The following is a 26,205-nucleotide window of genomic DNA, read 5'->3' on the forward strand; positions in this document are numbered from 1 at the left end:
GCGGGGGTAGGATTCGCAGGCCTGAGCGACCGCGAAAGGACGGAGCGGTCAGTGGTGAACGTGAACCGCGTCGTTGAGGTACATGCAGGTCAGGATCGCGAAGACGTAAGCCTGCAGGAAGGCGACAAGGAATTCGAGCGCGGTGATGCCGACCGTCATCAGCATCGGCAGAAGTGCGCCGACGACGCCGACCGCACCGAGGCTTCCCATGGAAACCACGAAACCGGCGAAGACCTTGAGCGTGATGTGCCCCGCCAGCATGTTGGCGAAGAGACGAACCGAGAGCGAGATCGGGCGCGACAGGAACGAGATGACCTCGATCAGCACCACGAAGGGCAAAACGGCGCCCGGAACGCCCGACGGCACGAAGACCTTGAACCAGCCGAGGCCGTTATGGCGAATGCCGTAGACGACGACAGTTCCGATCACGAGCAACGCCAGGGCGAAGGTCACGATCAGATGGCTGGTGACGGTGAAGAAATAGGGGAACATCCCGATCAGGTTGGCCGTCAGGATGAACAGGAACAGCGAGAACACGAAGGGGAAGAACTGCATTCCGTGCGAGCCGGTGGCGTCGCGCAGCATCTTCGCGATGAACTCGTAGGAGAGTTCGGAGACCGACTGGGCCCGGTTCGGAACGAGACCGCGACCACGCGTCGACCAATACAGGAAGCCGGTCGCGACGGCGACGGTCGCCACCATGAACAGCGACGAGTTGGTGAACGACAGATCAAGGCCGCCGATCTCGATCGGAACGAGCCGAGAAATCTGGAACTGGTGAAGCGGATCGTTCGCCAAAACGTCTGGTCCTCTTAATGCGGAGCCCTTTGAGAGCGCCACTGCCATAGCGTCCCGTTCCGCGCTTCGCAACTCCCTGACGTCGAATTGCACCCGTCCTTTCCGAACGATCTCTCGTTCAGGCTCCGGGACGAGGCCCTGTTTCGCCCTGTGCCGAGCGAACCACGTTGAGAACACCGGCCGCAAAGCCCAGCATCAGGAAGATGATGAGCCCAAACGGCGTGGTGCCGAAAAATCGATCGATCCCGTATCCGATCGCCCCGCCGACCATGATGCCGGCAATGAATTCGCTGGCGATCTTCAGGCCTTTCGCCATGCCCTGCATGCTCGCCTGGCCCTGTTCGGGCACGGGCTCTTCAGCGGTCGCCGCCTTTAGCTTGGCGATCCGCTCCTGCAGCTTGCGGTGATCTGCGGCCAGTTCCGCGTCGCTTCGGGAATGGGGATCGCTCATCGACATCGGTTCCACAGGGCGCATCGTTTCCTCCCGGAAGTGGCGAAACGAAGGCGGTTCAAGTTTGCGTGTTCGCCGAGCTTCCCGGCGCGCGTCTCTCGAACATAAGCATTCTCACGCTGAAACGAAGAGGGCTGGCTAGCGCCAGCCCCCACCGAAGGTCCGGTAGAAGATGTGAAGGCCGATCTTGTCGACCTTCTCCATCGTCTTTGCCCAGCGCGGGTGGACGTAGGTTGCGTGGTAATGCGTGGCCGAGCCCACTTCGGGGAGCCAGATTTCGCCGTTCGTCGTCTGGCGAGCGATTCGCTCGGCCAGCGCGTAGGCGGGCTTGTTCCAGATGATGTCCTTCACCCCATCGCAGGCGAAGGAAAACTGGCAGCGACCGAACCAGTCCTGATTCTGATACACGACGCCGCAGATCGTCTTGGGATAGGCCGGATTGCGGACCCGGTTGAGTACAACCTGCGCAACGGCGGCCTGCCCCTTCTCGGTTTCGCCGCGCGCTTCGAAATAGATCGCCGTCGCCAGACAGGTCTGTTCGGAGGGCGTGGTGGCGGAGGCCGGCAGCGGCGTCGCCACCCAGGAATGGTCGTTCTCGCCCTTGGGCGGGACAAAGCCGCGCGAAGGTCCGAGAACGGCGTCGAACAGGCTGGCCAAAGCGGGGCGATCCGTTCCCGCATAGGCGGCCGCGGACGAAACGGAGGCAGGGCTGTTTCGTGCGGGCGCGGCAAGCGCAGCCAGCGCCACGTTGGCGCGCTCGCCCTTTCCTCCGCTCCCCTGCCCTCCCCGCTTGAGCGAGGCCGGCGCGGCGAAGCTCGCGGCGATCTGAATCGGGGCCATATCGGCCGGCAGCTTCGCCAGCGCTTCGCGGATCGTTTCGTCCCCCTTTGCAAGACCGGGCCGCAGAAGGCTGGTGACGCTGCCGATCTGGCCGGCGGCAAATTTGGGCTGCACGGGCGGCAGGGGCGCGGCGGCGACGCGCCCGCCCTTGTCCGCGACCATGCGGCGGTTGGGGTCCTGAACATAGAGCGCATCGCCAGAGCCGGACGGCGGCAGGACAGCCAACGCATGAGCCAGGGCGGCCGGCACGGGAACGGGCGACACCAAAGCAGCCAGATCGCCCAGCGGCGCGGGCGTCGGCGATAGGGCGAGCGAAGGAAAGATCGGCGCGAAGGCGAGGCTCAGCACTGACGACGCGACCACGCGGCGCAAAGCCAAGCGGCGGCGTGCAGCAGGCGCGAGGCGACGCTTGCGCGATCGGACGTCAGGGGCCATCGTCGGTTTCCCGAAGGTTTCAGGGATAACCGACAATCTCCTATTAACCTTAGTGAGTGGTTAATGGCGGACATGAGGGAGCAGAGAGCGCCTTACCAACGCCCTCTGCCCTTTTAACGTCGAGCGGCCCTCAGAACTTCTTCGCCTTATGCGCGTAAGGATTATCCGACTTGCGCATGGTCATGCGAATCGGAATGCCGGTCAGACCGAACTGTTCGCGCAACCCGTTGATGAGGTAGCGAAGATAGGCGGTGCCGACGGCCTCGGGACGCGATGTCGAGAGAACGAAGGTCGGCGGCCGGGTCTTCACCTGCGTGATGTATTTGATGTTCACGCGGCGCCCCGCCACGGCCGGAGGCGGATGATGGGACACCATTCGCTCCAGCCACTGGTTGAGCTTCGCGGTGGAGACACGCTTGTTCCAGATCTCGTGCGTTTCCGCGACGGCCTTCATCAGGCGGTCCAGCCCGTCGCCGGTTTCGCCCGACACGGTCACGGCCTTGACGCCGCGCATCTGCGGCAGGAGCCGATCGGTCTTTTCGCGCAGGTCGGCCAGAACCGCCTGACGATCCTCCACGAGGTCCCATTTGTTGAAGGCCAGAACCGGCGCGCGGCCTTCGCGCGCGATCAGGTCGGCGATCGACAGATCCTGCTTCTCGAAGGGAATGGTCACGTCGAACACGACGATCACGACTTCGGCAAAACGCATGGCTCGCAGCGCGTCGGCGACCGACAGCTTCTCGAGCTTTTCCTGAACGCGGGCGCGCCGCCGAAGGCCGGCCGTGTCGAACATCTTGACGCGGCGTCCACGCCATTCCCATTCGACGGAAATGGAATCGCGTGTGATGCCGGCTTCGGGGCCGGTCAGCAGGCGATCTTCGCCCAGAAAACGGTTCACCAGCGTCGATTTGCCGGCGTTTGGTCGGCCGACGATCGCGATATTGAGCGGCTTGGTCGCGTCGTAGCGCTGGACGGGCTCGCCGTCCTCGTCGAACTCGATCTCGTCGCTTTCGCCGTCCTCGTCATCGCGCTCGTCGCGGAAGGCCGCGATGCCGAGCTTCTCCACGATCGCATAGCGCAGATCGGCCATGCCCTCGCCATGCTCGGCCGAAATGGCGCAGGGTTCGCCCAGCCCCAGGCTGAAGGCGTCATAGAAGCCGGCGTCGGAACCCCGCGCCTCGGACTTGTTGGCCACCAGGATCACCGGCTTGTCGCGGCGACGCAGCAGTTCGCCGAAGACTTCGTCCTGCGGCGTCATACCGGCCTTGGCATCCACCACGAAGAGCGACAGGTCGGCGTCGTCGATGGCGCGCTCGGTCTGGGCGCGCATACGCCCTTCCAGGGATTCGGCGCTCGCCTCCTCCAGACCGGCCGTGTCGATGACCCGAAATTCCAGGTCCTGCAGCGTCGCGTCACCCTCGCGCCGGTCGCGCGTGACACCGGGACGATCATCCACCAGCGCCAGCTTGCGGCCGACCAGACGGTTGAAGAGCGTGGACTTGCCGACATTCGGCCGTCCGATAATGGCGATGGTCACCATGGGAGTGTTCTCGCTCCTGTTTCGGTTCAGGCCGGGGGCTGGTTGAGTTTGGCGGCGGCAGGCTGCGCGTCGCTCGGCTGCGGCGGGCTCTGAGCCTCGCTCGCCTCGGCATCGTCGGCAACGGGCTTGGCCGGCGCGTCTGCTGCCGGCGCGTCCTTGGCGCCATGCTCGGCTTCGATCAGTTCCACCATCAGCCCGGCGCGGCGCTTGATCCCGGCAGGGGTGCCGAAATCCTCCTGGAGTTCGGTGAAGAAGCTGCGCGCCGTATCGACATCGCCTGCCTTCCAGGCCGCCAGACCGATCGCCTCCCGCGCGCCGTAGCGCAGCGGCTCGCCATCGGTCGTCAGGCGCTCGGCGCGCTGGCGCACATCCGCCAGCGACCCGTGATCCACCAGAGCGTAGGCGGCGCGAAGCGCGGCCATGTCGCGCAGATCCTGCGGAACGCTCGCATCGCCGGCGATCGCGTCGAAAGCGGCCACGCCCTTGGCGGGATCATCTGCCAGATCCAGTTCGGCCAGCCTGAGACGCGCGAGTGCGGGATAGGTGGCAACGCCCGTCTGCGTCAGGCCCTGCAGGATCGTGCGGCCCTCCTGGGTCTTGCCGTCTTCGATCAGCGTCGTCGCCGACAGAAGCTTGTCGCCATCGGCCGCCTCGACGCCGCGCAGATGGCGCTGCCACAGGACATAGCCGCCGACACCCAGCACGATCACGACAGCGGCGACGATGGCCATCGTTCCATAGCGCAGCCAAAGGGCACGGGCGCGCTCCTGGCGAAGCTCCTCGTTCACCTCGCGAATGAAGATGTCGTTGCTCATGAGCGGATGAACCCTGCGAATAGGCGCGATACGGACGGATTGATACGAGCATAGAGCTCGCCTTGATCCGGCTTTCTAACGATTTTTCGCCAGAGCGAAAGTCAGGACGCGTGCGAGCGCCCCATCGGGGCGGCTTTCCTTGGGCTACAAGTCCCCTCCCCGTCCCCGCATTGTCATGCATCGGAACAGCAAAAGCCCGACGTGGTCAGGCGTCGGGCTTTTGCGAGAGAGTTCGCCCTGAACGAGGGCGGGATCGGTCCGGTCAGCTTTTCGGCAGACGGCTCGCGACATCGCGTCGGGCGTCCGCCGTCGCCCTTTGGCGCTCGAGATCGTCTTGCGCCGAGTTGCCTTCGGGCTGCGCGTGCGAGCTGTCGGTCTGCTCCCGCAGACCCGCCGCCGCGTCTGGAGCCGGGGCTCCGCTGACGCGCGAAACTTTGGGTTCGCCGCCTCGATCATCGCCCAGAACGCTGACATCGGCATCGAGGCGGGTGTCGTTCAGGCGGTTCGGTTCGTTGTCACTCATCATAGGGCTCCCATCCGTGTTGGGATGGGAAGCCGCGAGCAAGAGCGTTGTTCCCTCGCTGGCGACTATCGTCAGTACCCGCGACTGCCGTCAGAGATAATTCAAGATGTTCGATCCGCCCGAAGAGCCCCCGAACAGCTGGAGGATCGGGGACGGGGACGAGTCGGCGTTCTGGGTGTCGTACATGCCGGCGAAGCGGGCGACGAATTTGTCGAGCTTCTTCTCGTCCGCGAAGTCCTTCACGTTGAGCTTCTTGTCCAGCATCGACGCCTGCTGATCGACATTCATGTTCACCATGCCCTCGGGCAGACCCAGCGCGGTGCGCACCACCGAATAGAGCGCCTTGTCGGCGAGGATGCCATAGGAACTGGTGAGGCCCGGCGCCTTGCGCAGGAAATAAAGCGCCAGACGGGTGCCCTCGCTGGTATCGCCGGCCTGCTCTTCCATCTTCTGCAGGAGGTAGAGCTTGTCAGTGGCGAGACGATCCTTGGCCGACTGCCCGCCCGTCTCGCTGTTGCGCACACTGCCGTCGGTCTCGAAATTGAACGCGGCGGCGAACTTTGCGATGGCCTTGTCGGTCTGCGTGTTGGCGTAGCTCTTCAGGTCGCCGAGATCGCTGGTCAGAATCTTCTTCAGCTCGTCCTTCGACAGATCCTTGTTCTTCACGCCGAAGGCGGTCAGCGCATATTGGATCGTCTTCTTGTCGGTCAGGAGATCGTTCAGCGAAACGGCTGAGCCGACGGCGGCGAGATAGGCCTTGGTGTCGGCCTTGATGGTGGCCTTCTTGTCGTTGCTCAGATTGGAGCCGAAAGTCGCGGCATAGAGCTGGCCGATCTTGGTCTGATCGCTCACATCCTGGATCAGGCGTTCGGGCCGCAGCTTGCCGTTCTCATCGAAATTGAAGGCGGCTGCGAGTTGGGTGTAGCGATCGTCCTTCAGCCTGGAGACATAGCTGTTCGGGTCCGTCGGGTCGCTGGTCAGAACAGCGCGAATCTTGGTAAGGCTCGCCGTCGCCGGATCAATGCCGACCGCCTTCAAAACGAAGTTCAGCGTGCGGCGCTTGCCGTCGACCGACGATGTCGCCATCAGATCGGTGACGGACTTGATGTCCACGAGCGCGGCTTTGAACTCGGTCGTGTCGAAATTGACCGATTTGTTGAAGGCCGTCTTGTAGTTGTTGCCATAGCCGGTGATCAGCTTGTCCAGCCCGTTCGTTGCGGGCGGCGACATCGTGCCGTTGCTTTGAACGCCCAATGCGTCGTGCAGCGCCTGGAAGCGCGCCTTCTCGACATCGGACACCGTGCTCGGAATAGAGGACGGATTCTGAAGATAGCTCGCGGCCGCGCTCGCGGCGTAGGTGATCTCCGAGCCCATGGCCGTCATCGCGAAGGTCAGCAGACGCTCGTCGCTGGTGAACGCGGAAACCGTCTGGGTCGTGTTGCTCGCCGAAAAGAACGCATTGAGATAGTCGATATTGGCCTGCTTGGCCTGGGGGCTCGTCGCGTTGCCTGTCAGGTTGTTGTAGGTATAGACGGTATTCGACGCCATCTGAGCGGTTTGGGCGATCCATGTCCGCGTTGTGGCGGGGGCTGTGGGAGCGGCGCTGAACTGGGTCCGCAGCGTTGCCCAGGCGGCATCGCCATTGCTGACGTCACCCTTCAGGACCGAGGCGGCGTAGTCGGACGAGATCGCGCTGGGGTCGGAGAAGCCCGACGCACGCAACGCGACGTCGAGAAGGCCACGATCCGCCACGAAAGCGTCGATCGAGCTGACCGATCCGATATTCTGGGTGTAATAGCTCGTCGCCTTCGCCGCGATCGGCGCGGACGTATCGACGCGCTCCGCATAGGCCTCGACCAATCGCTCGGTCTGCGACGTGGACTGCGCGGTCGGGGTCGTGTCGGAATTGAAGTTGAAGGCCGCCGCGAAGTCGCGATAGCGCTGATCCGACAGCTTGTTGGCGAAGGACGAGGAATCCGTCAGGTCGCTCTGAAGCACCTTCTTCATGATGCCCTTGGCGTTGATCTGATCCTCCAGACCATAGGCCTTCATCGCATAGGAATAGAGCTTGTAGTTCCCGAGGAACTGATCGACCGATGTGACCTTGCCGATATTCTGGTCGTAATAGGCCTTGTCGCGCTCGACCTGCGCCTGGCTCGACAAGCGCTCCAGCGTCTTGGCCATGTCGTTCGTGTAGAGGCGATAGTTGAGAAGAGTCGAAATCACCACCGGTCTCCAAACGAGAAGACGCCGGCTTGAGCGAGGCCGGCGCTGAAGAGAAGTCTATCGAAACAGGGTTGCCATGCCGTAAAGGCCGGTTCGATCAGGTCTTGCCGCGCGACTGAAGCTGCTCGATCTCGCCCTTGGACTGATTGCCGCCCATCGCCCCGCCCATCTGGTTCTTGGGCAGGAAGTCGAACTGATCGATCATCACGTCCTCGACCACCTTCTGGCCGTAACGCTTGTTGACCGTTTCCTTGATCGAGGCGAGCAGAGCGGCCACGTCGTAGCGCTCGGGATGGCGGAAATCGAAGCCCGAGACGGAGTACACCGCGCGAAAGGCCTCATCCAGAATGATCGGATCGGGCGGCACGGCCAACGTCGCGGAGAGCTTGCCGTCGATCGTGTAGACGAAGCGCGCCAGGACATAGCCCTGGATCGCGTTTTCCGAGATCAGCGGCACGGCGATGCTGGTGGTCTTCTTGTAGTCGAGACCTTCGAAATAGGTCGGCTGCTTGGGCGCGGGCGCCTCGCCGCCGCCGCTCAGCTTTGCCATGGCAAAGCCCGAGCCCAGCGTGACCACCATCACCCAGACGCCGATCCCGAGAAGCTTGATCATTTGGCGACCCGCGCACCGGACAGGCTGGAGCCATAGGTTCCATCAGATTCGGCCGCGGCGATGGCGCGCGTGATGACGTCGGCCACCTCGGCGGTCGCCTCGATATGGATCTGCAGGAGACGGCTGTTTTCCGTCAGGTGCTCGCGCAGGGTGCCGAGGCGATCGCGCATCTCGGCGCTGAGCGAGGCCGGCTCGATGCCGCGCTGCAGGCGCGTCAGCTCGAACAGGCTCTGGTTCTTGCGATTGCTGATGTCGCTGAGGCCCGTGCTGTCGCCCGAGCGCAGCGCGAGGCTTTCGCCCGCCAGAACGGATTCCAGACGATTGATGGCCTGAGTGAGAACCGCTTCCACGTGCCCATGTCCTTTTCTGTCGCGGCTTCGCCGCCTCTCGCCTCGCTCATGCTCATCCCGTCGGGGGCGCAAGCGAAACTCGTTGACGGCTCCGTGCCTCGCAATGGTCAGACGCATCCTGCCCACGCCAGACGAACGAGCCGCTGTGATCGGTGCGCTCCGGGCCCTCGACGGCCCAAGAGCCCGGATAGGTTAGCTTTTGTCCGGCCCACCCGGCTCGCGCTTGGCCAGCATGTCGGCGATCCCGATGCCGCCAGAGGCGGCCATCTCGTCGCCGATGCGCTCGGCCAGCATGGATTTCCAGATCTGGCCGGCGGTACCGGAGCCAAAGAAGCTCGTGTCCTTCTGCGGCAGCATCGTTTCCACGAAATTGCGCAGGAAGAAGCTCTCGAACTTCTGGAGCGGCTTCAGCTCGCCGCTATGCGACGACTGATGGAAGAAGCGCTCGCCCCGCTCCTCCTGCGCGCGCGCAGCCCCTTGCAGGTTCTGCGCGGCCAGAAGATCGGCAAAGCTGCCGGCGTCCGTTGCGGAGACGGGCGCGGCCGGCGCCGCCGAGGCGGGCGCGGTGCGCTCGCTCGCAGCGGTTGGCGATAAGGGGGAGAGCGGGTCCACGGTCATGGCGTGATGGTCCGAAAGGAGATCGCGACCTTGGGGCCGCATGTCACTCTTCTTCTAGCGCGCCGCACTTATTCCAGGCTTGCGGCGCGGGCGACGAGATGATCTTCGAGGGCGGAGAGAAGTTCGACCGCGTCCTGCGCGATCCGGTCCTCCACGAGGGCCGCCTCCGCCGCGCGCTCGACACGCTTCTCCGTCATGTTCTCTGCCCGAACGCGCTCGCGTGCGTCCAACTGCTTGGCCGAGACGGCCGCCAGCGCCAGATCGTTGCGCCGAAGCGCTGAAACCTTGGCATCGAGAAACAGGCCCTGCATCAGCGACTGCGCGCCCAAGGTATCGAGCAGCTCGTCGCGCGTGTCTTCCAGGCCCTTTTGCTCGCGCACGAGTTCGGCAAGCGCCCATTCGGCCTGCTGGCGCTTGCGCTCCTGCACGGCTAGAACACGGGCCAGCCGGTCGGATCGTTTGCCTTCGCTCATCCCATGACCACCCATTGACGATAGGCGCCCGCGAAGATCGACAGGATATTGCCGGCGCTGAACCAGAGAAGCAGAAGCCCGCCCGCCAGAACGAAGGGCATGGAGATGAAGTAGATCGGGATGGCCGGCGTCATCTTGTTAGCGAGACCGATCGCGAAATTGACGATCACCGCATAAACCACGAAGGGGCTGGAGATGCGCAGGCACAGCATGAAGGTCTGCGCGAGATTGTCGACCAGCGAGTTGAGGCCGGAGCGGATCGAGAAACCGAGTTCCACCGGCATCGCCTTATAGGACGCCACCAGCGCGTTGACGATCTCGGCGTGAAGGTTCAGCGAGAAGATCATCACCGTCGCCGTCAGCGTGATCAGCGAAACCAGCGCGGGGTCGGCCTCGTGGCCTTCCAGGGGCACGCCGAGCGACTGGCCCATGCCGATCGCGTTGGCCATGACGCTGCCCGAAAATTGCAGCGCCAGCATGAAGACGCGCCCCAGAAGCCCGATCAGCAGCCCGTTCAGGATTTCGCCGACGGTCATGTAGATGCGCATGTCGTCGCTGGCCGTCTGCACCAGCGGCAGCACCTGCGGCAGAAGCCGGGGCGCGACGGACAAGGCCACCGCGATCGCCACGAAGAGGCGAATATGCGTCGGGATACGCGCGCTGGAATAGCCCGGCAGCATCATCAGGCAGGAGCCGATGCGGCAGAAGATCAGGAACAGCGCGATGATCAGCGCCTGCGCGTCGGCGGTCACGAGATCGATCCGAGCGCCTTGATGTCGACGCCGCGCGCGATTTCGAGATGCGAGAGAACAGGCAGATTGACGAAGATACGCTCGATCATCATGCGCACATAGGGGCGCGCGTCCGGCGAGGCGACGAGCACGAAATTCTCGCCCTGGTCGGTCTTCTCGCGGATCATCTTGGTGGCTTCCGTGGCGAACTGCTCCACGAGGCGGGGGTCGATGTCGAACTCGATGACGTCGCCCTTGGCGTCGCGCTTGAGCGCCTGGTGGAAGGCGAGATCCCAGCGGTTGCCCAGGCGCAGAACGCCCAGCTGGCCATTGTGCAGGAGATCGCCGCAGATCTGCTGCGCCATGCGGGTGCGCACATGTTCCACGATGCGCTCGGAACGGCGCACATGGGGCGCGATTTCCGCGATGGCTTCCAGGATCAGCGTCAGGTTCCGTACGGACACACGCTCGGCGAGCAGCAGCTTCAGCACCGCCTGAAGACCGGAATAGCTCATATGGGCCGGCACGATCTCGTCGATCAGCCGCTTGTATTCGGGCTCCAGCCGGTCGAGCAGCGAGCGCATGTCCTTGTAGGACAGGAGATGGGCGAGGTTGTTGCGGATCACCTCCGACAGATGCGTCAGGATGATCGACAGCGTATCCACCGGCTCGAAGCCCGAGCGCCGCGCGGCGGCCGCGAAGGTTTCGGAAATCCAGGCGGCGCGCAGGCCGAAGGCCGGCTCCTTGGTCAGATCGTGCGGAATATCGGGCACGGGCGCATCGCCGAGCACGATCAGGAGATCGCCGAGGCGGATGGGCTGGCTGGCGACCGTCGTGCCATGAACCTTGATGGCATAGGAGCGCGGGTCGAGCGCCAGATCGTCCGAAAGCTTGATCTCGGGGATGACGAAACCGTAGCGCGAGGCGAAGCGGCGGCGCATCTTGGCGACGCGGTTGGCGAGTTCATCGCGCGAGAAGTTGAGATGGGCGGCGACCTGTTTGCCGAGCACCAGTTCCACTTCGATGATGCGCAGCGATTCCTTGACCGACTGGCGTTCCGCTTCGAGCGCCTTTTCCTCGGCGGCCTTCTGTTCGGCCTGTTCCTTCTGCTCCACCTCGGCGCGGCGGCGGGGAATGACATAGGCGATGCCGGCGAGCGCGCAGGCCGTCAGCGCGAAGGGCAGCATGGGCAGGCCGGGCAGCAGCGAGAGAACGCCGAGCAGCGCGGCGGCCACCATCAGCGCGCGGGGATAGTGCCCGAGCTGCGTCATGATGGCCTGTTCGGCGGCGCCGCGCGTTCCACCCTTGGAGACGAGAAGACCGGCGGCGAGCGAGACGATCAGGGCCGGGATCTGCGTGACGAGACCGTCACCGACCGACAGCTTCACGAAGACGTCGGCCGCGTGGCTGGCGTCCATGCCGTGGCGCGTGACGCCGATGATGATACCGCCGAAGATGTTGACGGCCGTGATGATGAGGCCGGCGATCGCGTCGCCGCGCACGAATTTCGAGGCACCGTCCATCGAACCGAAGAAGGAGCTTTCCTCTTCAAGCTCGCGCCGGCGGGTCTGTGCCTGCTTCTCGTCGATGAGGCCGGCCGAGAGATCGGCGTCGATCGCCATCTGCTTGCCGGGAATGGCGTCGAGCGTGAAGCGCGCGCCGACTTCCGCGATACGCGTCGCGCCCTTGGTGATGACGAGGAAGTTGACCGTGATCAGGATGATGAAGACCACGATGCCGATGACGAAGTCGCCGCCCATGACGAACTGCGAGAAGCCGCCGATGACATAGCCGGCCGCGTTGTGGCCCTGGTCGCCATGGCTGAGGATGACACGCGTCGTCGCGATGTTGAGCGACAGGCGCAGCATGGTGGCCAGGAGCAGCACGGTCGGAAAGGCCGAGAATTCCAGCGGCTTCTGAATCCAGAGCGACACCATCAGGATCAGGATCGACAGCGCGATCGAGATCACCAGCCCGACGTCGATCAGGAAGGCGGGAATGGGCACGAAGAGAACCGCCAGCATCGCGATGATGCCGACGGCAAAGCCGATGTCGCGGCGTGAATTGCCCGGCAGGCTGGGCGCGATCTTGAGCGTGTCGACCGACATACGGCGCATTCCCCGAAAAACGGCGCGCGGGCAAACGGAGCCCGGCTCGGCACAGATCCCGCGACGGTCGGGTCGCGGCACAATCCTTAACGCTTTATTTCAGGGCTCACTGGTGCCGGGCTGGCGCGATGCGGACCGTATCGCAAGCAAAAACGCCCGCCGGAGCGAACCGACGGGCGTCTCGATCAAATCAAGATACGAGAAAGCTCAGAACCCGTGTTCGATGCGGGAATAGCTTTCCTGCGTGAAGGCATAGACCTGCGCGCCGGTGAAGGAAGCCGTCAGCGCGATGATGACGAAGATCGCGAGGATCTTCGGCACGAAGGTCAGCGTGACCTCCTGAATCTGCGTCAGCGCCTGGAAGAGCGCGATCAGAATGCCGACCAGCATGGCGCCGGCCACGGCCGGGCCGCAAGCGAGAACCACCGTCCAGATCGCGTGCTGAACGATGTCGATGGCATCGGCCTCGTTCATGGCTACTCGACCTTCACGCCGTTGCCGAGCGTCATGGTCTTGCCCGAAGAGAGCGTCGCCACCGTGCCGTCGCTGGTGACCTGCACCGACTTCACCACACCGCTCAGCGTCTGGTCGCCATTGGTGATCGTGCGGCCGATCAGCGAGTTGGCGTTGGTGAGCGCGTTCAGCGTCGTCATCGCCTCCAGCTTCTGGTTCAGCTTGATCGACTGTTCCACGTTGGAGAACGAGGCGAGCTGGCTCATCTGCTGGGTCGGATCGGTCGGGTTCAACGGGTCCTGATTCTTCATCTGCGTGACGAGAAGCTGCAGGAAGGCGTTGTAGTCGAGGCCCGTCTTCAGCTCGCTGGCCGTGGACGAGGACGTGCCGGTCGAAGCGCCGACATTGGTGGTCTGGTTCTGCGTCGAAACGCCGGAAACTTCCATGATCAGCGAGCTCCAACAGCAACCGGAGCACGCTCCGGCAAGGAAACAGAACCCATATGGGCGGGGGCGTCTTCGGTGGCCGCTGCCGCGAGAATGGCGTCTTCCAGCGGAATGATCGCCCGCAGGCGCTTCAGCGCCTCGAAGACGCGGTCGCGTTCGATAAGCTCGGCGACGTCCTGCAGCCCGGAGCGCACGGCTGCCGAGGAGAAGGCGGCCATAAGGGCGGGGAAGCTGCGCTCGAAGAGAACGCGCGTTTCGCTCGCCGTCGCGGGATCGATCAGCATGAGCTGGACCACGAAGTAGAGCTGGCGGATCGGCGTCGTCGCGTCTTCGGCCTGCATCACGTGGCTTTCCAGAAGGAAGGTCACGTCGTTCATGAATTCCAGATGGGTCTTGCGATCGACGCGCATGACCGCGCCATTGACGAAGATGCGCTCGCCCGCTCGCAGGGTGATGCGAAGTGTCGACATCCTTATTCTCCCAACCCGTCGCGGATCATGGTGGTGACCTCGATCATGGTCGAGAAGCTCTCGCGCTGGCCGAGCCGGATCGCCTCGGCTTCGCGCATGATCCAGAGCCCGATCGAGATGAGGCTGGCGCGCAGTTCGTCCGGCAGCGCATTGCCGGGCGTCGCGAGATCTTCCACCAGCACCGACCAGAGATTGCGCGTCAGGTAGATGGCGTCGATCGCTTCGCGCGAACGCGGGCCCGCGGCCTCGGCGTGTTTGAGCGCATCGACCATGCGATCGAGCGCCTCGCGCTCGCGCTCGCGCGCCGTTGCCGAGCTGTCCTGCGTAACCTCGGCATAGGAGAATTGATACATTCCCATTCCTCAAAGCGGCGGGCATTCATGCCCTTTGGTCGGGTTCGGCGGCGAGGCCGGATCAGAGATAGTTGAGAAGGCTGAGATTCTGCAGCTTGCCGGTGACGGCGAAGGTCGCGTCGAGCTGCGTCTTCAGTTGGTTGATCAGCAATCCGGCTTCGGTCTGATCGACGCCTTCGAGGCGGTCATACGCGGCAGCCACCAAATCCTTCTGCTTGGTCAGCAGCGTATTGGCGGCATCGACGCGGTTCTGCCGAACGCCGAGGTCCGACTGAACCTTGACGATGCCGTCCTGACCCGACTTCAGCTTCACCTGCGCCGCCGTTGTCAGGGCTTGGCGGGCGCTATCGCCCATCTTGTCCACGCCCAGCGCGCCGATCATCGCATAGGCCGCGACCGTATTCTTGAAGGCCGGCGTATTGACGTTGACCGACGTGTCGATCTGCTCGGAGCGCGAGATATAGGCGGACGAGACCGCGCCGCCGGAATCGGCGATGCCGTCCCAGATACCGGGAACAGCCGCAACGGCCGGCGTCGCACCATTGGCCGGTACAGCCGGGGTGCCGAAGAAATCGACCGAAAAGCTGCGAGCCGTCGCGGAGCCTGATTTCGTATAGCCGGCATCGCTGAAATAGGCATTCACCTGGTCTGCAGTCGCTTGGGAAACGTCCGTGATGCCGAGTGCATCAAGGAATTTCGACTGGATGCTGCCCGACAAAGCGGTCAAGGTCGCGCTGTCGCTTTTCACCGGCTGGGTGTTGGCGTGCGTGCCGCCGAACAGATATTCGCCGCCGCTGCTGACATTGACCGCGCCCAGAACCTGCTGAAGGCCCTGCTGCGCGCTTTGTATGAGAGCGGCCGTGCCCGTTCCCGTGGCCGTGCCGTTGATCAGAGCCTTGGAATAGTCGTCGGACGCGTTGCGGATCGACGTCAACGAATTGTCCATCAGCTGAAAGCGGCTGGTGATCAATTTGTTGGAGTCCAACATGCTTTGGAACGTGTCCTCCTGCGAATGATAGGAGATCGCGTTTCCCGTGACGCGGCCGAGCGTGCGACCCACATCGGCGTGGCGTCCGGTGTTGAACTCCTTCTGCGCATCGGCGATTTGGGTCTGCACGCGCTGGATGGTGCTGCGCGAGAAGTTGCTTAAGGTCAGGCTGGAAATCGACATGGCGCCGAGCGTCCTCAGATGGCTTGCAGAAGGGCGGCCATCATCTGGTCCACCGTGGTGATGATCTTGGACGAGGCCTGAAACGAACGCTGGAGATCGAGAAGCCGTGTCAGCTCGGTGTTCAGGTCGATGCCTGTTTCGTTCGAAAGCGTCGTCTGGGTCTTATCGAGAAGCGTCTGCTGATACTGGTTGGTTGCCAGCGTCGTCGAGCGCGTGCCCTGCAGCCAGCTCATCGACGAGCCCGCGAAATTGGCGATCGTTCCGGTGGCATCGGCACCATCCGCGCTGTAGGCGCGAGCGGTTCGAATGCTGGTCACCAGATTGGTGAGACGCGTCGTATAGCCCGTCGCAGCGGTGTCGGTGTTGTACTTGGCGCCGCCGCTGATCCCGCCGTCGCGCAGAAGGGTCGGGTCTCCCAGGACGCTGGCGGCGACCTTGATCCGTCCCGCCGCCCCTGCAAGCGATGAACTCGCGCTTGCAGGCGTCGTCCCTGTGGCAGCAACGCCGGTGACGGTCGCGCTGGCGTCCTGGAAGAGGCCCTGCGCTCCGCCGGTTTCGGAGAAGACATCGATCAGGTTGTTGGCTATGGCGTCAAGCTGCGTCTGGAACTGGGGCGCCACCTTGTCCCGCAGTTCGATCAAGCCGGCGATCTTGCCGCTCGTGACGGGCATGAAGGAGTTGGCTCCGGTGACGACCGTTCCGTCGATACGGAAAGCGCCACCGGCCTGCCCTGGCTTGAGCGACGGGGTGGCCGTGAAATCCACGCTACGCGCCACACGATCGAACAGTGTCACACCGCTGTCGGTATAGATCACCACGTCATTGTCGCCACGCGACTGAACGTTGATGCCGACATATTCGGATAGTTTCTGGATCTGCTGATCGCGCTGATCCACCTCGTCCGTGACGTCCCGGTTGGCGACGGTGCCAGCCGTGATCCGTTGGTTCAGATCCTGGATCTGGCTGAGAATGCTGCGCATATCACTGGCGGCTTGCCCCAGTTCGTCGTCGGCATCCTGTCGGATCTGATCAACGGTATCGCTTGCGACGTTCAGCGACGTGGCGAGAGCTTGTGCGGCGGCGACCGCCGCCCGGCCGACTTCTCCATTGGCGGGCGCCTTGCTGTAGCTCACCAGCGCATCGGCGAGGGCGGACACTTTCGCGGCGGGCGAGCCTTTCGCATCGGTATCGCCGATCACCTCGTTGAGCCGGTCGAGCCCGCCTGCCACCACGCCCGACCTCGCGACATCCGAGGTGCCGTTGAGGACATTCCGAAACAGAGCCGTATTGCCGGACTGCGAAACCGAACGGATTTCAAGCCGCCCGTCCGCGCCGGTCACGACATTGGCGTATTTGCGCGTCGCGCCGGCCACATTCGCGTTTGCGATGTTGCGCGAAACGAGAGCGGTTTGAGTCTGGCTGGCCTGAAGCGACGACGTCGCCGTGTTGATGGCAGACGAAAGGGTCATGGTGGGCGTCCGCAAAGGAGAATCGATCGTTGGCCGGCCGCCGATCCGCGGCCGTGCCCTTGCAGGGAGAAGCGCCGCCGGCGCCTCTCGAAATCATGCCCCGATGGCGTTAGCGCTTCAGGTTGACCAGAACGTCCATGATTTCCGAACCGGTCTGGAAGACCTTGGAATTGGCCGTGTAGGAGCGCTGCGATTCGATCATCGTCGTCAGTTCGCTCGCCAGATCGACCGTCGAGTTTTCCAGTGCCCCGGACTGAAGAGTCCCGAGGCCACCGCTGCCGCCGAAGCCCATCAGGATCGTGCCCGACTCCACGCCCGCGTAATACGCGTTGCCCGAAACGCCCGTCAGATTGTCCGGGGCGGCGACCATGGCGAGCGGAATCTTGTAAAGGTTGCGCGAGGTGCCGGAGGTGAAAGTCGCAGTCACCGTGCCGTCTTTGCCGACGGAGACCTTATCGACGACTTCTGCCGGATTGCCATCCACGATTGCGGCAAGTGGGAGATAGTCTTTCGAATATTGGGTAATGTCACTAATGTTGAACGCGATTTTAGACCCGTTCAGTTTGTTGACCGCGTTCGCATTGCCCGAAGTCAAATCGACCGTAAGGATGCCGTCGCGCGATACTGTGTCAACGTTGGCTGTACCGATTTTCGACAATTTTCCGCTGGTAGCATCAAACGTCAAAGTCGTTGTCATCAACGGCCCTTTGCCGGCTGTTCCACCAGCAGCATATGGAAACGGTGCTGTCGTAGATGAATTCGTTCCGGTGGTCGAGGAGGCATCTGCGTGGTTGAAGACAGCGACTTCCCATGTGTTGTCAGCTGTCTTTGTATAATAGAAATCGAGAGTAACCGCCTTCCCCGTATTGTCATATGTCGCGATGGAACTGGCAGATGTGTATTTCACCGCAGCGCCCAAAGCTGTCGTAGAACTGACCTCACCGGGTGTCGTATCGGCTGCAACGACTGCGACTGCTTCCTTATTAAGATTCGTATTCAGATCGCCCTTAGTCGTGGCAGTCGCGCTTAGAAGGGATGCCCGCATGTTGACGGGCTGCAAGCCGGCAAAGCCATTCAGCGTATAATCGGTACCGTTTGTCGTGACGGGATACCCCATCAGCGTGTAGCCGGCTGCGTTGACGAGACTACCGTCGGCCTGCTGGGTGAAGGAGCCGGCGCGCGTCAGGTAATTGCCGGAGGAGCCGCCCTTCGTGCTGCCATCGTTGACGACGAGGAAGCCGTTGCCCTGGATGGCGAGATCGATCTTCTTGGAGTTGCTGGAATTGGCCGTATAGGAAATGCCGCCCTGCTCGCTGACCAGCGTGCGAACATTCGCTTCCACCGCGCCAGAATTGTACTGGTTCGCGCCATGGGCCAGAATCTGCGACGTGAACTCCGTCGTCGTCTGTTTGTAGCCGTTGGTATTGGCGTTCGCGATGTTTTCCGAGACGGCGCTGAGGCGCGTGGCCTGCGCGTCCATGCCCGAAACGCTCGTGCGCATTAGTCCGCCGATGCTCATGCCTGCTCCTTCAATACCAAACCGGGGAATTGTGGCAAAGGTATCGGGACTGGCTTGCGTCAAACTGCATTACGAAGTGTAAAGGATGATACGGGATTAATCTTTTATTAGTAAACATAAATAAACCCGACGCAAGCGCCGGGTTGAATGTTTTTGTTAATACTTGAGCTTTAGGCGGATCAGACGCCGATGCCGTAGCCGAGATAGCGCTTGGAGGAGACGGGATCGTAGCCCAGGCGCATCTTGAGCTTCTTGCGCAGCTTGGAGATGTGGCTTTCGATGACGTTCTCTTCGACGTTCTCGTCGAAAATGCCGTATATCGCGCTGAAGAGCTGCTGCTTGGACACGCGGCGGCCCTTGTTGGCGACCAGATATTCCAGAATGCGGCGCTCGCGGCGCGGCAGGACCAGCGGCTCGCCGCCGACTTCGGCGTCGCGGCCATCGGTAAAGACGCAGATCTCGTCGATCGCGTTGCGGTTGCGATCGACCGCCACGTCGCGGCGGCGGATGGCGCCGACGCGCGCCAGGATTTCCTTGACGTGGACCGGCTTGGCCACCACATCGTCAATGCCAGCGGCGAACAGATCGAGCGTGGAATTGAGGGCCTTGGTCTCGGCCAGAGCGATCATCGGCGCGGTGGAGCGGCTCCGCACGAGGCGGGTGAAGGTGCTGCGCTCGGGAAAATCGCCCAGCAGAAACGCCTCGACGGCGGAGATGTCGGTCTCGGAGGCCGACTCGACCCAGTCGCGGAACTCGTCCACTCCAAAGCCCGCTGACGAGACGCCTTCCTGCGAGAAAAGCGACTTGTAGCCGTTGGTCACGAGTTCCCGGTTATCCACGACTACGATCATTTGGCCCCACCGAATGTCTTGCGTTTCGTTAGGGAAAAGTTACCTGCACCCCTCGAATCGGCCTATCCCCAAAAATCACTATAGGGTTAACGCAAGCTTGGGCGTTGCATAAAAGTCGACAGAGTTTCAACTCGTTAACCCTTTCAAGGCCACAGAGCCTATATTTTTGCGGCGCAAAAAAAGGGCGGAAAGGAGACCCTTTCCGCCCTTGTTCTGTTTTGCAGAAACGAGATGGTTTTTCAGAGATAGGTGGACGCTCGGCGAGTGCGCGAAGCGTCCTGCGATACGGTGCCCTCGCGAGCCGGGGGCTCGGGCGAACGGCGCCCGCTCGGCTGCTCGTCGCGAGACGGTGAGCCGTCTCTGGCAGCTTGTCCCGACGCTCCGTTCGAACTCGAATTGTCGTTGCCCGCACCGGTCGATCCATCGGCCGCACGCGGGGCGTTGGCCTGAATGTCCTTGGCGACCACGGTGATCGCAGCATCGTCGAGTGAGAAGCCCGCGCGCTCCAAGAGCTGACGCAAGGCCCCACGATCCTCGGCCAGAAGCACCGCCGTATCGGCGCGGCTGGCCGCAAGTTCCACCGTGAGCTTGCCTTCCGACAAGCGCATGGACACGTCCAGCGTGCCCAGATGTTCGGGCTTGAGCTGGATCGTAAGCGTTTTCAGCGCCGCGCCGCCGGCCCGCATCCGCAGATGCGCATCCTGATCGGGCGTCGCCGCGCTGGAGGGCCGTGCGTTGGGCTCGCCCAGAACTTCGAGCATCCGGTCGGCAATCTGGGTGGCGATGCCGAGCCCGCCCGCTCCACTGCCGCCCGCCGCCAGAGCATCGACCGTCAAGGTCTTGCCGCCTGTTGCGGTATCGCTGCCCTTGGCCGCGTCCAGCGAAGCCGCGCGCTGCGCATCGCTGCGCCGCTCGCCACCCTGATCCGCGCCCGCGCGGCCGCGATCGGACAAACGTGCCAGGGCTTCGTCGAAGCGCAAAGGCAGCGGCGCCTCGCTTGTCTGTTGGGCGTCGCCTGTCGCCGCCGCGCCCTTAATGGATGCTCGCTCCGAACTGGCCTTGGCCTTGTCGCTGAGGTTTGCCAGAACCGCGCTGGCAGACGATTCGGCGGTGGTGTTGACACCCGCGGACTTGGCATCCGCCGCCGCCTTCCGAGCGGCCTCGTCGCCTTTCGCCTGAACGAGAACCATTCCGTCCTGATGCGGCTCGAAATGCGTTTCCATCTTCAGGACTTCGAGGCGAACGCTCTTGCCGCCTGTCCCCTCCCCGCCCGTCGGATCGAGCCCCTGTTCCGCTCCGCTGGGCACCAGCGTTCGGGTCGCGGCGTCCTGTTCGGAGGCCTTGCGCTTGTCGTCGCTGGGCTGGCCCGAATGATTCAAGAGGCCCAGGAGAGACTGGAGCGCGCGCTTGTCCGCGCCCTCGGCCTGCGTCGAATCGGCGGCGTCCGCATCCTTGTTGGGATCGGTGTCCTTGCCATCCCCCGCATCGCGCTTTGCAGACGTCGCCTCGCCGGCTTTCGCCTCGCTCGCTCGCGCGCTCGAAGCGTCCTGCGACGTCGTTGGCTTAGCGGACGCGTCGCCCTGCACGGACGGGGCCGGCGCGCGATTGTCGGCACTCGCCGTGTCCCGCTGCGGCGGCTTGGCATCCCGCACGGCCGCGTCGAAGGCGCGGCCCTGGTCACGGCGCGCATCGTCGTCGCGCGGCGCGGTCCGAAGTGGCGGTTCACGATCCGGCATCGGCAGAGAGAGATCGATCTTCATGGACCTTAAGGCTTCAAAGCTTGGGAGGATTGGGCGAGAGCGGCTTCCGCGCGTGCCAGAACGGCGGGCCCGTCGGCCTTGGCCGACGCGACGTTCAGGGCGGGCGCCGGCATGGCCGCCAGCGTCGCGTCGATCTGGTCGAGCACGGTATAGGCGGCGTCCAGCAGGGTGGCGTCTTCGGGATGCAGTTCGGCGCGTTCGATCCGGTCGAGCGTCTGGCGTGCCTCGGTCGGCTTCAGCGAGCCGAGCGAGGAGGCCGTCTTGTAGAGTTCGGCGCGGCTCTGGTCGGGTCCCGACAGGGCGGGGATCGCCAGCGCCGCTTCGGCCGAAGCGGCGGCGAACTGGAGATTGCCTTCCACCAGCGAGCGCCGCGCCGCCGCGAGATAAAGCGTCTGCTGGCGCGGGCCCGAGAGGGCCGCGATCACGTCGGACATTTCGGCCAGCGCTTCTTCCGCATTGGCCGAGCCGCGGCTCGTCACCATCGCGCTGAAGCGGGCCTCGAAATTGCCGGCATAGGAGCTGTTGGCGAAGCGATCGAAATAGCGCCGCGCGAGCTGATCGGCGCGGGCATGGTCGCCGCTGGCGTCCACCAGCATGGCGCCCAGGCGCAAGGATGCTTCTTCGATCAGGGTGCCGGGTGCCAGAAGTCGGGCCTGATCGAGATGCGCGATGGCGTCCTTGGGATTGTCACCCTGATGGATCTGACCCAGCACCAGATGCAACTGGGCCGCCAGAACCGGCTCCATCTCCGCAAGCGGAACATCGGCGAGGCGCTTCTTGGCCTTTTCCAGATTGTTGCGGACATAGGCCAGCGTGCCTTCGATCAGCGCCGTCTGGGACTCGTCCAGAAGCTTTTCCCGCATCAGGCGGTCGAGGACATCGGGCGTTCCGCCGCTCAGCGAGAAGAGGATCGCCGCGCGGAAATTGCGCGGATCGCGCCAGACCGCCGGATCGGCCTCCAGGAAGGTCCGCCCGAAACGGCGCAGGAGAAGGGCCTGCACCCGGATCGCCCGGTCATTGCCGCGCGCGACCTGATCCTGAAGGAACTGCACCGAGCGCATGACGTCGAAAGGCATGGGTGCGCGCGTCGTGGCGAATTGCGCGGCGGCCTCTCCCTGCGTCCCGGCATCCGCCTTGGCTTCTCCTTCGGCGGGCGCCGCAACTTCGTGGCCGCTCGAAGCGGCCGCTTCGGCCTGTCCGCCGTCCTCGGCCCGGAGGGCTCCGGAACCGAGGATCAAGGCGCAGAGGGCCACTCCGAGAACTGTTTTCACGCTGCTGGCTCTTTCAGGAGGATCTCGATACGCCGGTTGCTGGCGGCCTCGGGATCGGACGTGTTGCTGGGTTGGCGGTCGGCGACGCCCTCGATGGCTTCGACGCGCTTGTCGTCGAGCCCGCCGCGCATCAGCATGTAATAGGCCATGTGCGCGCGGTCGGTCGAAAGGCGCCAATTGTCCAACTCGCCCTTGTTCTGAGCATAAGGACGAGCGTCGGTATGGCCGCGAATGACGATCTTGCCCGGCCGGGACTTCAGGATGCCCGCGATCTTTTCCATGAGATGGATCGCATCGGCGGTCGGGCGGGCCGAACCGATCTGGAACATGCCGGTGTCGAGCGTGTCGGCAAGCGAGATCGTCACCGTGCCCGAGCCCGGAGCGCCGGCCTTGACCGCGACATCCGCCCCTGCGCCCGGAGCGCTGGCCTCGATTTCCTTCTCGATCTTGGCCGCGTCCGCTTCCTGCGCCGTGCGCGGAGCCGCTGCCGGCTTGGGCGGGGCCGGTGTGTTGACCGTCGCCACCGTCTTGAACTCATCGGCCGAAGGCGGCGGAAGGTTTTCGGTCAGCGGCTTGTCGGCCAGATCGTTGGCGCTTGCCACCATGTTCGGCTGCATCTGCCAGGAGGTCGGGTCGAACGGATCGCGATAGGCGTCGCCGCCGTTCAGACCCGGAAGGCCGGTGCCATCGGGCTTGCCCTTGGCCGTGCCCTTTTCCACCGCCGGGCCACCTTCGGCCACGATCTCGGCGAGAACCGCATAGGGGTCGCGGAACAGCGCCTGATCCTCGCCGCCTTCGGCCGTCCCGCCCACGGGCTTGCCGCCGGGCTGACCGGGCTGCGAGTTCGGGCCGGTCTTCTGCTCGGGCGGGCCGGAGGGCGCCGCGTCGGTCTTGGTCAGGCCGTCGGTCGGCGGGACGTCGCTGTTCAGCTCGATCGGGTTGAAATATTGCGCGATCTGCTTCTTCGTCGCCTGATCGGACACGGCGGTCAGCCACATCACGAGGAAGAAGGCCATCAGCGCCGTCATGAAGTCGGCGAAGGCGATCTTCCAGGCGCCACCATGGTGGCCGTCATGATCGCCGCCACCCCGGCGGACGATGATGATGCTGCCGTGATCGTGTGCGGAATCGCTGCTCACGAGAGGGCCTCTTCAACCGCCTTCAGCCAAGCGGCCAGGCGCGTTTCGATCACGGTCTGGTTGGCGTCGATGCGCACATCCGTGTCCGTCTCGTTCGTATCGAAGGACACGTGGCGGGCATGGTCGCCGAGCTTGCTTTCCAGAGCCTGAAGCAGGTCGCTCGGGCCCGATGCCGCGATCTTCACCGACGAGCCGTCGAAGGCGATCGTCTTCACCGCGCCGGCCAGCTCGTCCACCGTCTGGCGCTTGCGCGCGTCGAGAACCAGCGGACGCAGCAGCGAGTTGAGCGTCGACTTCAGCGCGTCCTCGAACACCGCCATCTGCAGGATCACGAGATCGGCCAGGCGGTCGCCCTCGTTTTCCACCCAGTTGCGCCGGGTGTCCTGCAGGCTCGCGCCATGTTCGGCGGCGAGCTGGCGGCGAAGCTCCTCGATCCGGTCGGCCGACACGCGCTCCAGATCCTGGCGCAGCGTTTCGGTCTCCTCGGCCGCCTGCCGACGGGCATCGGCCAGCGCGGCTTCGCGCTCTTCGATCAGGGCTTCACGCTCGGCCGCCCAGGCCTCGCGCTCGGCTTCGAGCTCGCGGAGCGGAACGCGGGGCTCGGTAACGGGCCGCAGCTGAGCCTGCTGGCGGCTGGGGGCGGCGAGCGCCTTGGCGGGCGCGGCCGGGGCGCGAACCGGAGCGGGCGCGGTGATACGAGGCAGGCTGTTCTGCAGCGGGCGGGTGGCGACCGCGGCCGGAGCGGGCCGGCGGGCCGGAGCGCGGAAGGGGACGAATTCGTCGTCGGACTGATCGGCCAGGAGCTGAGCGAGAGGGATCATGGATTAGGCCGCTTCTTTATCGTGGATCCACTGCTTCAGGATGGCTGCCGCTTGGGCTTCGTCGAACTCGACGAGCTTTTCGAGGCGCACCTTGGGCGAGTTGGCGCGGTTGCGGGTCAGTTCGTCGAGGAGGTCGTCGGAGCTGGCGGGGTCGCCGTAACCGAGCGAGGCTGCAAAATCTTCCGAGAAGGTCATGGCACCAGGAATTCCCGTGATCTCTGGCATGTCGAGCGAGGGATTGTGCAGCTCGATCGCATCGTCCGAGCCGAGTGCGCCGGCGGCGGCAGTGTTGTCGTTGGCGGCCGGGCCGGCGATGGCGCGAATGGCGGGCTTGAGGCCGAACCAGATCACGAGAACCGCGACCACGAGGATGGTGAGAGCGTTGACCACCGTGCCGGACTGCTTGAGCAGCATTTCGGCATAGCTGGGAGCGGGCACCGGTTCGAGGTCCTGACCGTTGGACACGAAGTCCACCGCCGTCACTTCCAGCTGGTCGCCGCGCGTCTCGGAGATGCCGGAGGCGGAGGCCACGAGCTTGCGCACTTCGGCCAGGGCCGCGTCGATCTGCTCCTGGGTGGCGTTCTCGCCCACCGTTGCGGCCAGACGGGCGCGGTTGACGACCACGGCGACCGAGAGCTTCTTCACGTCATAGCCGTCGGATACGGTCTGCGTCGTGGTCTCGTTGATCTCGTAGTTCGTCAGTTCCTCGCGGCGGTCCTTGGCCTCGGAGGAATTGTTCCCTTGAGCGTTCGCCTGCGGCTGGGCCTGGGGCACGTTCTGGCCGGCGGTGGCCGGGTTGTTGCCCGACGTATCGGTCGACTGGCCGGTTTCCTTGACCGTGCGCACGGAGCGCTCGACACGGCCTTCGGGGTCGAACTTGCGGGCACTCGTCTGCTTGCGGTCGGTGTCGAGCCGGGCGATGACGGAGGACTGGAAGTTGCCGACGCCGAGATAGGGAGCGAGCGTGCGGCGGATCGAGTCTTCGATCGAGGTCGAGACGATCGACTCCATGCCGAGCTGCTTGGTGGAGTTGGCGTTGGTGGAGTCGTCACCCGAAGCCAGCAGACGGCCATCGGTATTCAGCACCGTCACCTGATCCACCTTCATGCCGGGAATGGCCGAGGCGACGAGGTGGCGGATAGCCTGCGCGTTGGCAAAATCCTCGAAATTATCGGTGCGGATCACGACGCTGGCGGAGGGCGGCTGCTGTTCGCGGCGGAACGAGCCCTGCTCCGGTAGGACAATATGCACGCGGGCAGCGCGCACGTCCTTCAACGTCTGGATGGTGCGGGCGAGCTCGCCTTCCAGCGCACGGACCTTGGTCACCTCCTGCATGAAGGTGGTGAGGCCCATGGAGCCCATCGTGTCGAAGAGCTCGTAGCCCGCCTTGTCGGAGCGCGGCAGGCTCTTTTCGGCCAGCAACATGCGCGCCGAGGCGGTCTGGGAGAAATTGGTGGAGACCGTGTCGCCGGTGGCGTTCACGTCGAAGGGAATGCCGGCCTCCGTCAGGGCCGCGCCGATGCGCGCGACGTCCTGGCGATCGAGGCCGGAATACAGGACCTCCATCGTCGGCTTGGATAGGGTCCAGGCGGCAAGACTGACCAGCGCCACCGCCACGATGCCAACCATCGCCAGCGCGCCGAGCTTTCGGCCGCCGAGCGCCTGAAGATTGGACAGAAGTTTCTGGGCCTCGGCCCGAGCGACCATCGCCATAGAGTTCGCCTGCGGATGCGGGAAGTGATGATCCGACATTGGGCGAGCAAGCTTGTGCGGGCGTGATGAATTTAACCGCGCGGCAAGGTTTGCGGCAGGCTGCGGTTTTTACGCCTCCCCTCCCCCGAAGCCTCGGTGCAACCGGGTTCGTTCCCGCCCCGAAACGAAAACACCTCCCGAGCCTTGCGGCCCGAGAGGTGCTGGAGACTGGAGTTCGAACCGGCGGGTCGCCCCGCCGATCCGGCCCG

Annotated in this window: 26 protein-coding genes; all 26 read right to left on the reverse strand. The window is 64.0% G+C overall.

The window, feature by feature from the left end; translation table 11 throughout:
* Positions 1-48: 48 nt before the first annotated feature.
* Positions 49-798 carry a F0F1 ATP synthase subunit A gene (locus AUL36_RS01805; RefSeq protein ID WP_058600890.1) on the reverse strand — a complete coding sequence of 250 codons (750 nt, stop codon included), beginning with the start codon at positions 796-798 and terminating at the stop codon, positions 49-51.
* Between the two features lie 118 nt (positions 799-916).
* Complete coding sequence (locus AUL36_RS01810) at positions 917-1,255, reverse strand: AtpZ/AtpI family protein (protein ID WP_062217444.1); 339 nt, start codon at positions 1,253-1,255, stop codon at positions 917-919.
* A gap of 132 nt (positions 1,256-1,387) precedes the next feature.
* Positions 1,388-2,524, reverse strand: coding sequence for a cell wall hydrolase (locus tag AUL36_RS01815; RefSeq protein ID WP_062217380.1), 1,137 nt, complete (start codon positions 2,522-2,524; stop codon positions 1,388-1,390).
* 130 nt (positions 2,525-2,654) lie between these two features.
* A complete protein-coding gene (gene der, locus AUL36_RS01820) occupies positions 2,655-4,064 on the reverse strand; it encodes a ribosome biogenesis GTPase Der (protein WP_062217383.1) in 1,410 nt (469 codons plus the stop codon).
* Positions 4,065-4,090: 26 nt separating this feature from the next.
* The gene (locus AUL36_RS01825) at positions 4,091-4,879 is read right to left on the reverse strand and encodes a tetratricopeptide repeat protein (protein ID WP_192843766.1); all 789 of its coding nucleotides are present in this window, start codon (positions 4,877-4,879) and stop codon (positions 4,091-4,093) included.
* Positions 4,880-5,141: 262 nt separating this feature from the next.
* Positions 5,142-5,402: a hypothetical protein gene (locus tag AUL36_RS01830; protein WP_156418227.1), complete on the reverse strand. Its 261-nt coding sequence runs from the start codon at positions 5,400-5,402 to the stop codon at positions 5,142-5,144.
* 90 nt (positions 5,403-5,492) lie between these two features.
* A complete protein-coding gene (locus AUL36_RS01835; RefSeq protein ID WP_062217389.1) occupies positions 5,493-7,628 on the reverse strand; it encodes a DUF1217 domain-containing protein in 2,136 nt (711 codons plus the stop codon).
* Positions 7,629-7,725: 97 nt separating this feature from the next.
* Entirely contained in the window at positions 7,726-8,241 is a 516-nt protein-coding gene (locus AUL36_RS01840) for a hypothetical protein (protein WP_058600895.1), read from the reverse strand.
* Positions 8,238-8,591 carry a flagellar protein FlgN gene (locus AUL36_RS01845; RefSeq protein ID WP_058600896.1) on the reverse strand — a complete coding sequence of 118 codons (354 nt, stop codon included), beginning with the start codon at positions 8,589-8,591 and terminating at the stop codon, positions 8,238-8,240. The genes AUL36_RS01840 and AUL36_RS01845 overlap by 4 nt, the downstream gene beginning before the upstream one ends.
* A 192-nt stretch (positions 8,592-8,783) precedes the next feature.
* Entirely contained in the window at positions 8,784-9,251 is a 468-nt protein-coding gene (locus AUL36_RS01850; RefSeq protein WP_062217391.1) for a rod-binding protein, read from the reverse strand.
* A gap of 26 nt (positions 9,252-9,277) precedes the next feature.
* Positions 9,278-9,682, reverse strand: coding sequence for a hypothetical protein (locus tag AUL36_RS01855; RefSeq protein WP_058635616.1), 405 nt, complete (start codon positions 9,680-9,682; stop codon positions 9,278-9,280).
* On the reverse strand, positions 9,679-10,434 hold the full coding sequence (locus tag AUL36_RS01860) for a flagellar biosynthetic protein FliR (RefSeq protein ID WP_058635617.1): 756 nt from the start codon (positions 10,432-10,434) through the stop codon (positions 9,679-9,681). Before AUL36_RS01860 ends, AUL36_RS01855 begins: the two co-directional genes overlap by 4 nt.
* The gene (gene flhA, locus AUL36_RS01865) at positions 10,431-12,521 is read right to left on the reverse strand and encodes a flagellar biosynthesis protein FlhA (RefSeq protein WP_156418228.1); all 2,091 of its coding nucleotides are present in this window, start codon (positions 12,519-12,521) and stop codon (positions 10,431-10,433) included. The genes AUL36_RS01860 and flhA overlap by 4 nt, the downstream gene beginning before the upstream one ends.
* 207 nt (positions 12,522-12,728) lie before the next feature.
* The gene (gene fliQ / locus AUL36_RS01870; RefSeq protein WP_058600901.1) at positions 12,729-12,995 is read right to left on the reverse strand and encodes a flagellar biosynthesis protein FliQ; all 267 of its coding nucleotides are present in this window, start codon (positions 12,993-12,995) and stop codon (positions 12,729-12,731) included.
* Between the two features lie 2 nt (positions 12,996-12,997).
* Positions 12,998-13,420 (reverse strand): flagellar hook assembly protein FlgD, encoded by a 423-nt coding sequence (gene flgD / locus AUL36_RS01875; RefSeq protein ID WP_058635618.1) that lies wholly within the window; start codon positions 13,418-13,420, stop codon positions 12,998-13,000.
* A 2-nt stretch (positions 13,421-13,422) separates the two neighbouring features.
* Positions 13,423-13,890: a flagellar biosynthesis repressor FlbT gene (gene flbT, locus AUL36_RS01880; protein ID WP_058635619.1), complete on the reverse strand. Its 468-nt coding sequence runs from the start codon at positions 13,888-13,890 to the stop codon at positions 13,423-13,425.
* Positions 13,891-13,892: 2 nt separating this feature from the next.
* Positions 13,893-14,243 (reverse strand): flagellar biosynthesis regulator FlaF, encoded by a 351-nt coding sequence (flaF, locus tag AUL36_RS01885; protein WP_058600904.1) that lies wholly within the window; start codon positions 14,241-14,243, stop codon positions 13,893-13,895.
* A 61-nt stretch (positions 14,244-14,304) separates the two neighbouring features.
* Positions 14,305-15,414, reverse strand: a complete 1,110-nt coding sequence (locus tag AUL36_RS01890) for a flagellar hook-associated family protein (protein WP_062217397.1) — start codon at positions 15,412-15,414, stop codon at positions 14,305-14,307.
* Between the two features lie 14 nt (positions 15,415-15,428).
* The gene (gene flgK, locus AUL36_RS01895; protein ID WP_062217400.1) at positions 15,429-16,883 is read right to left on the reverse strand and encodes a flagellar hook-associated protein FlgK; all 1,455 of its coding nucleotides are present in this window, start codon (positions 16,881-16,883) and stop codon (positions 15,429-15,431) included.
* Between the two features lie 109 nt (positions 16,884-16,992).
* Positions 16,993-18,402, reverse strand: coding sequence for a flagellar hook protein FlgE (locus AUL36_RS01900; RefSeq protein WP_062217403.1), 1,410 nt, complete (start codon positions 18,400-18,402; stop codon positions 16,993-16,995).
* A gap of 179 nt (positions 18,403-18,581) precedes the next feature.
* Entirely contained in the window at positions 18,582-19,253 is a 672-nt protein-coding gene (locus AUL36_RS01905) for a response regulator transcription factor (protein ID WP_058600908.1), read from the reverse strand.
* 239 nt (positions 19,254-19,492) lie between these two features.
* The gene (locus tag AUL36_RS01910; protein WP_062217406.1) at positions 19,493-21,013 is read right to left on the reverse strand and encodes a flagellar hook-length control protein FliK; all 1,521 of its coding nucleotides are present in this window, start codon (positions 21,011-21,013) and stop codon (positions 19,493-19,495) included.
* A gap of 5 nt (positions 21,014-21,018) precedes the next feature.
* Positions 21,019-22,284 carry a hypothetical protein gene (locus tag AUL36_RS01915; RefSeq protein WP_062217409.1) on the reverse strand — a complete coding sequence of 422 codons (1,266 nt, stop codon included), beginning with the start codon at positions 22,282-22,284 and terminating at the stop codon, positions 21,019-21,021.
* Positions 22,281-23,423: a flagellar motor protein MotB gene (locus tag AUL36_RS01920; RefSeq protein ID WP_062217412.1), complete on the reverse strand. Its 1,143-nt coding sequence runs from the start codon at positions 23,421-23,423 to the stop codon at positions 22,281-22,283. Before AUL36_RS01920 ends, AUL36_RS01915 begins: the two co-directional genes overlap by 4 nt.
* On the reverse strand, positions 23,420-24,244 hold the full coding sequence (locus tag AUL36_RS01925) for a hypothetical protein (protein WP_062217415.1): 825 nt from the start codon (positions 24,242-24,244) through the stop codon (positions 23,420-23,422). Before AUL36_RS01925 ends, AUL36_RS01920 begins: the two co-directional genes overlap by 4 nt.
* 3 nt (positions 24,245-24,247) lie before the next feature.
* Positions 24,248-25,951: a flagellar basal-body MS-ring/collar protein FliF gene (gene fliF / locus AUL36_RS01930; protein ID WP_058600960.1), complete on the reverse strand. Its 1,704-nt coding sequence runs from the start codon at positions 25,949-25,951 to the stop codon at positions 24,248-24,250.
* Positions 25,952-26,205 lie beyond the last annotated feature (254 nt).

The sequence above is a fragment of the Aureimonas sp. D3 genome (assembly GCF_001463805.1).
Lineage (GTDB): Bacteria > Pseudomonadota > Alphaproteobacteria > Rhizobiales > Rhizobiaceae > Aureimonas > Aureimonas ureilytica_A.

Coding starts and splice junctions, on each gene's coding strand:
- AUL36_RS01810 (WP_062217444.1), bottom strand. CDS start 1,255: ATGTCGATGAGCGATCCCCATTCCCGAAGCGACGCGGAACTGGCCGCA.
- AUL36_RS01815 (WP_062217380.1), bottom strand. CDS start 2,524: ATGGCCCCTGACGTCCGATCGCGCAAGCGTCGCCTCGCGCCTGCTGCA.
- der (WP_062217383.1), bottom strand. CDS start 4,064: ATGGTGACCATCGCCATTATCGGACGGCCGAATGTCGGCAAGTCCACG.
- AUL36_RS01825 (WP_192843766.1), bottom strand. CDS start 4,879: ATGAGCAACGACATCTTCATTCGCGAGGTGAACGAGGAGCTTCGCCAG.
- AUL36_RS01830 (WP_156418227.1), bottom strand. CDS start 5,402: ATGAGTGACAACGAACCGAACCGCCTGAACGACACCCGCCTCGATGCC.
- AUL36_RS01840 (WP_058600895.1), bottom strand. CDS start 8,241: ATGATCAAGCTTCTCGGGATCGGCGTCTGGGTGATGGTGGTCACGCTG.
- AUL36_RS01850 (WP_062217391.1), bottom strand. CDS start 9,251: ATGCGGCCCCAAGGTCGCGATCTCCTTTCGGACCATCACGCCATGACC.
- AUL36_RS01855 (WP_058635616.1), bottom strand. CDS start 9,682: ATGAGCGAAGGCAAACGATCCGACCGGCTGGCCCGTGTTCTAGCCGTG.
- flhA (WP_156418228.1), bottom strand. CDS start 12,521: ATGTCGGTCGACACGCTCAAGATCGCGCCCAGCCTGCCGGGCAATTCA.
- fliQ (WP_058600901.1), bottom strand. CDS start 12,995: ATGAACGAGGCCGATGCCATCGACATCGTTCAGCACGCGATCTGGACG.
- flgD (WP_058635618.1), bottom strand. CDS start 13,420: ATGGAAGTTTCCGGCGTTTCGACGCAGAACCAGACCACCAATGTCGGC.
- flbT (WP_058635619.1), bottom strand. CDS start 13,890: ATGTCGACACTTCGCATCACCCTGCGAGCGGGCGAGCGCATCTTCGTC.
- flaF (WP_058600904.1), bottom strand. CDS start 14,243: ATGTATCAATTCTCCTATGCCGAGGTTACGCAGGACAGCTCGGCAACG.
- AUL36_RS01890 (WP_062217397.1), bottom strand. CDS start 15,414: ATGTCGATTTCCAGCCTGACCTTAAGCAACTTCTCGCGCAGCACCATC.
- flgK (WP_062217400.1), bottom strand. CDS start 16,883: ATGACCCTTTCGTCTGCCATCAACACGGCGACGTCGTCGCTTCAGGCC.
- AUL36_RS01900 (WP_062217403.1), bottom strand. CDS start 18,402: ATGAGCATCGGCGGACTAATGCGCACGAGCGTTTCGGGCATGGACGCG.
- AUL36_RS01905 (WP_058600908.1), bottom strand. CDS start 19,253: ATGATCGTAGTCGTGGATAACCGGGAACTCGTGACCAACGGCTACAAG.
- AUL36_RS01910 (WP_062217406.1), bottom strand. CDS start 21,013: ATGAAGATCGATCTCTCTCTGCCGATGCCGGATCGTGAACCGCCACTT.
- AUL36_RS01925 (WP_062217415.1), bottom strand. CDS start 24,244: ATGATCCCTCTCGCTCAGCTCCTGGCCGATCAGTCCGACGACGAATTC.
- fliF (WP_058600960.1), bottom strand. CDS start 25,951: ATGGTCGCTCGGGCCGAGGCCCAGAAACTTCTGTCCAATCTTCAGGCG.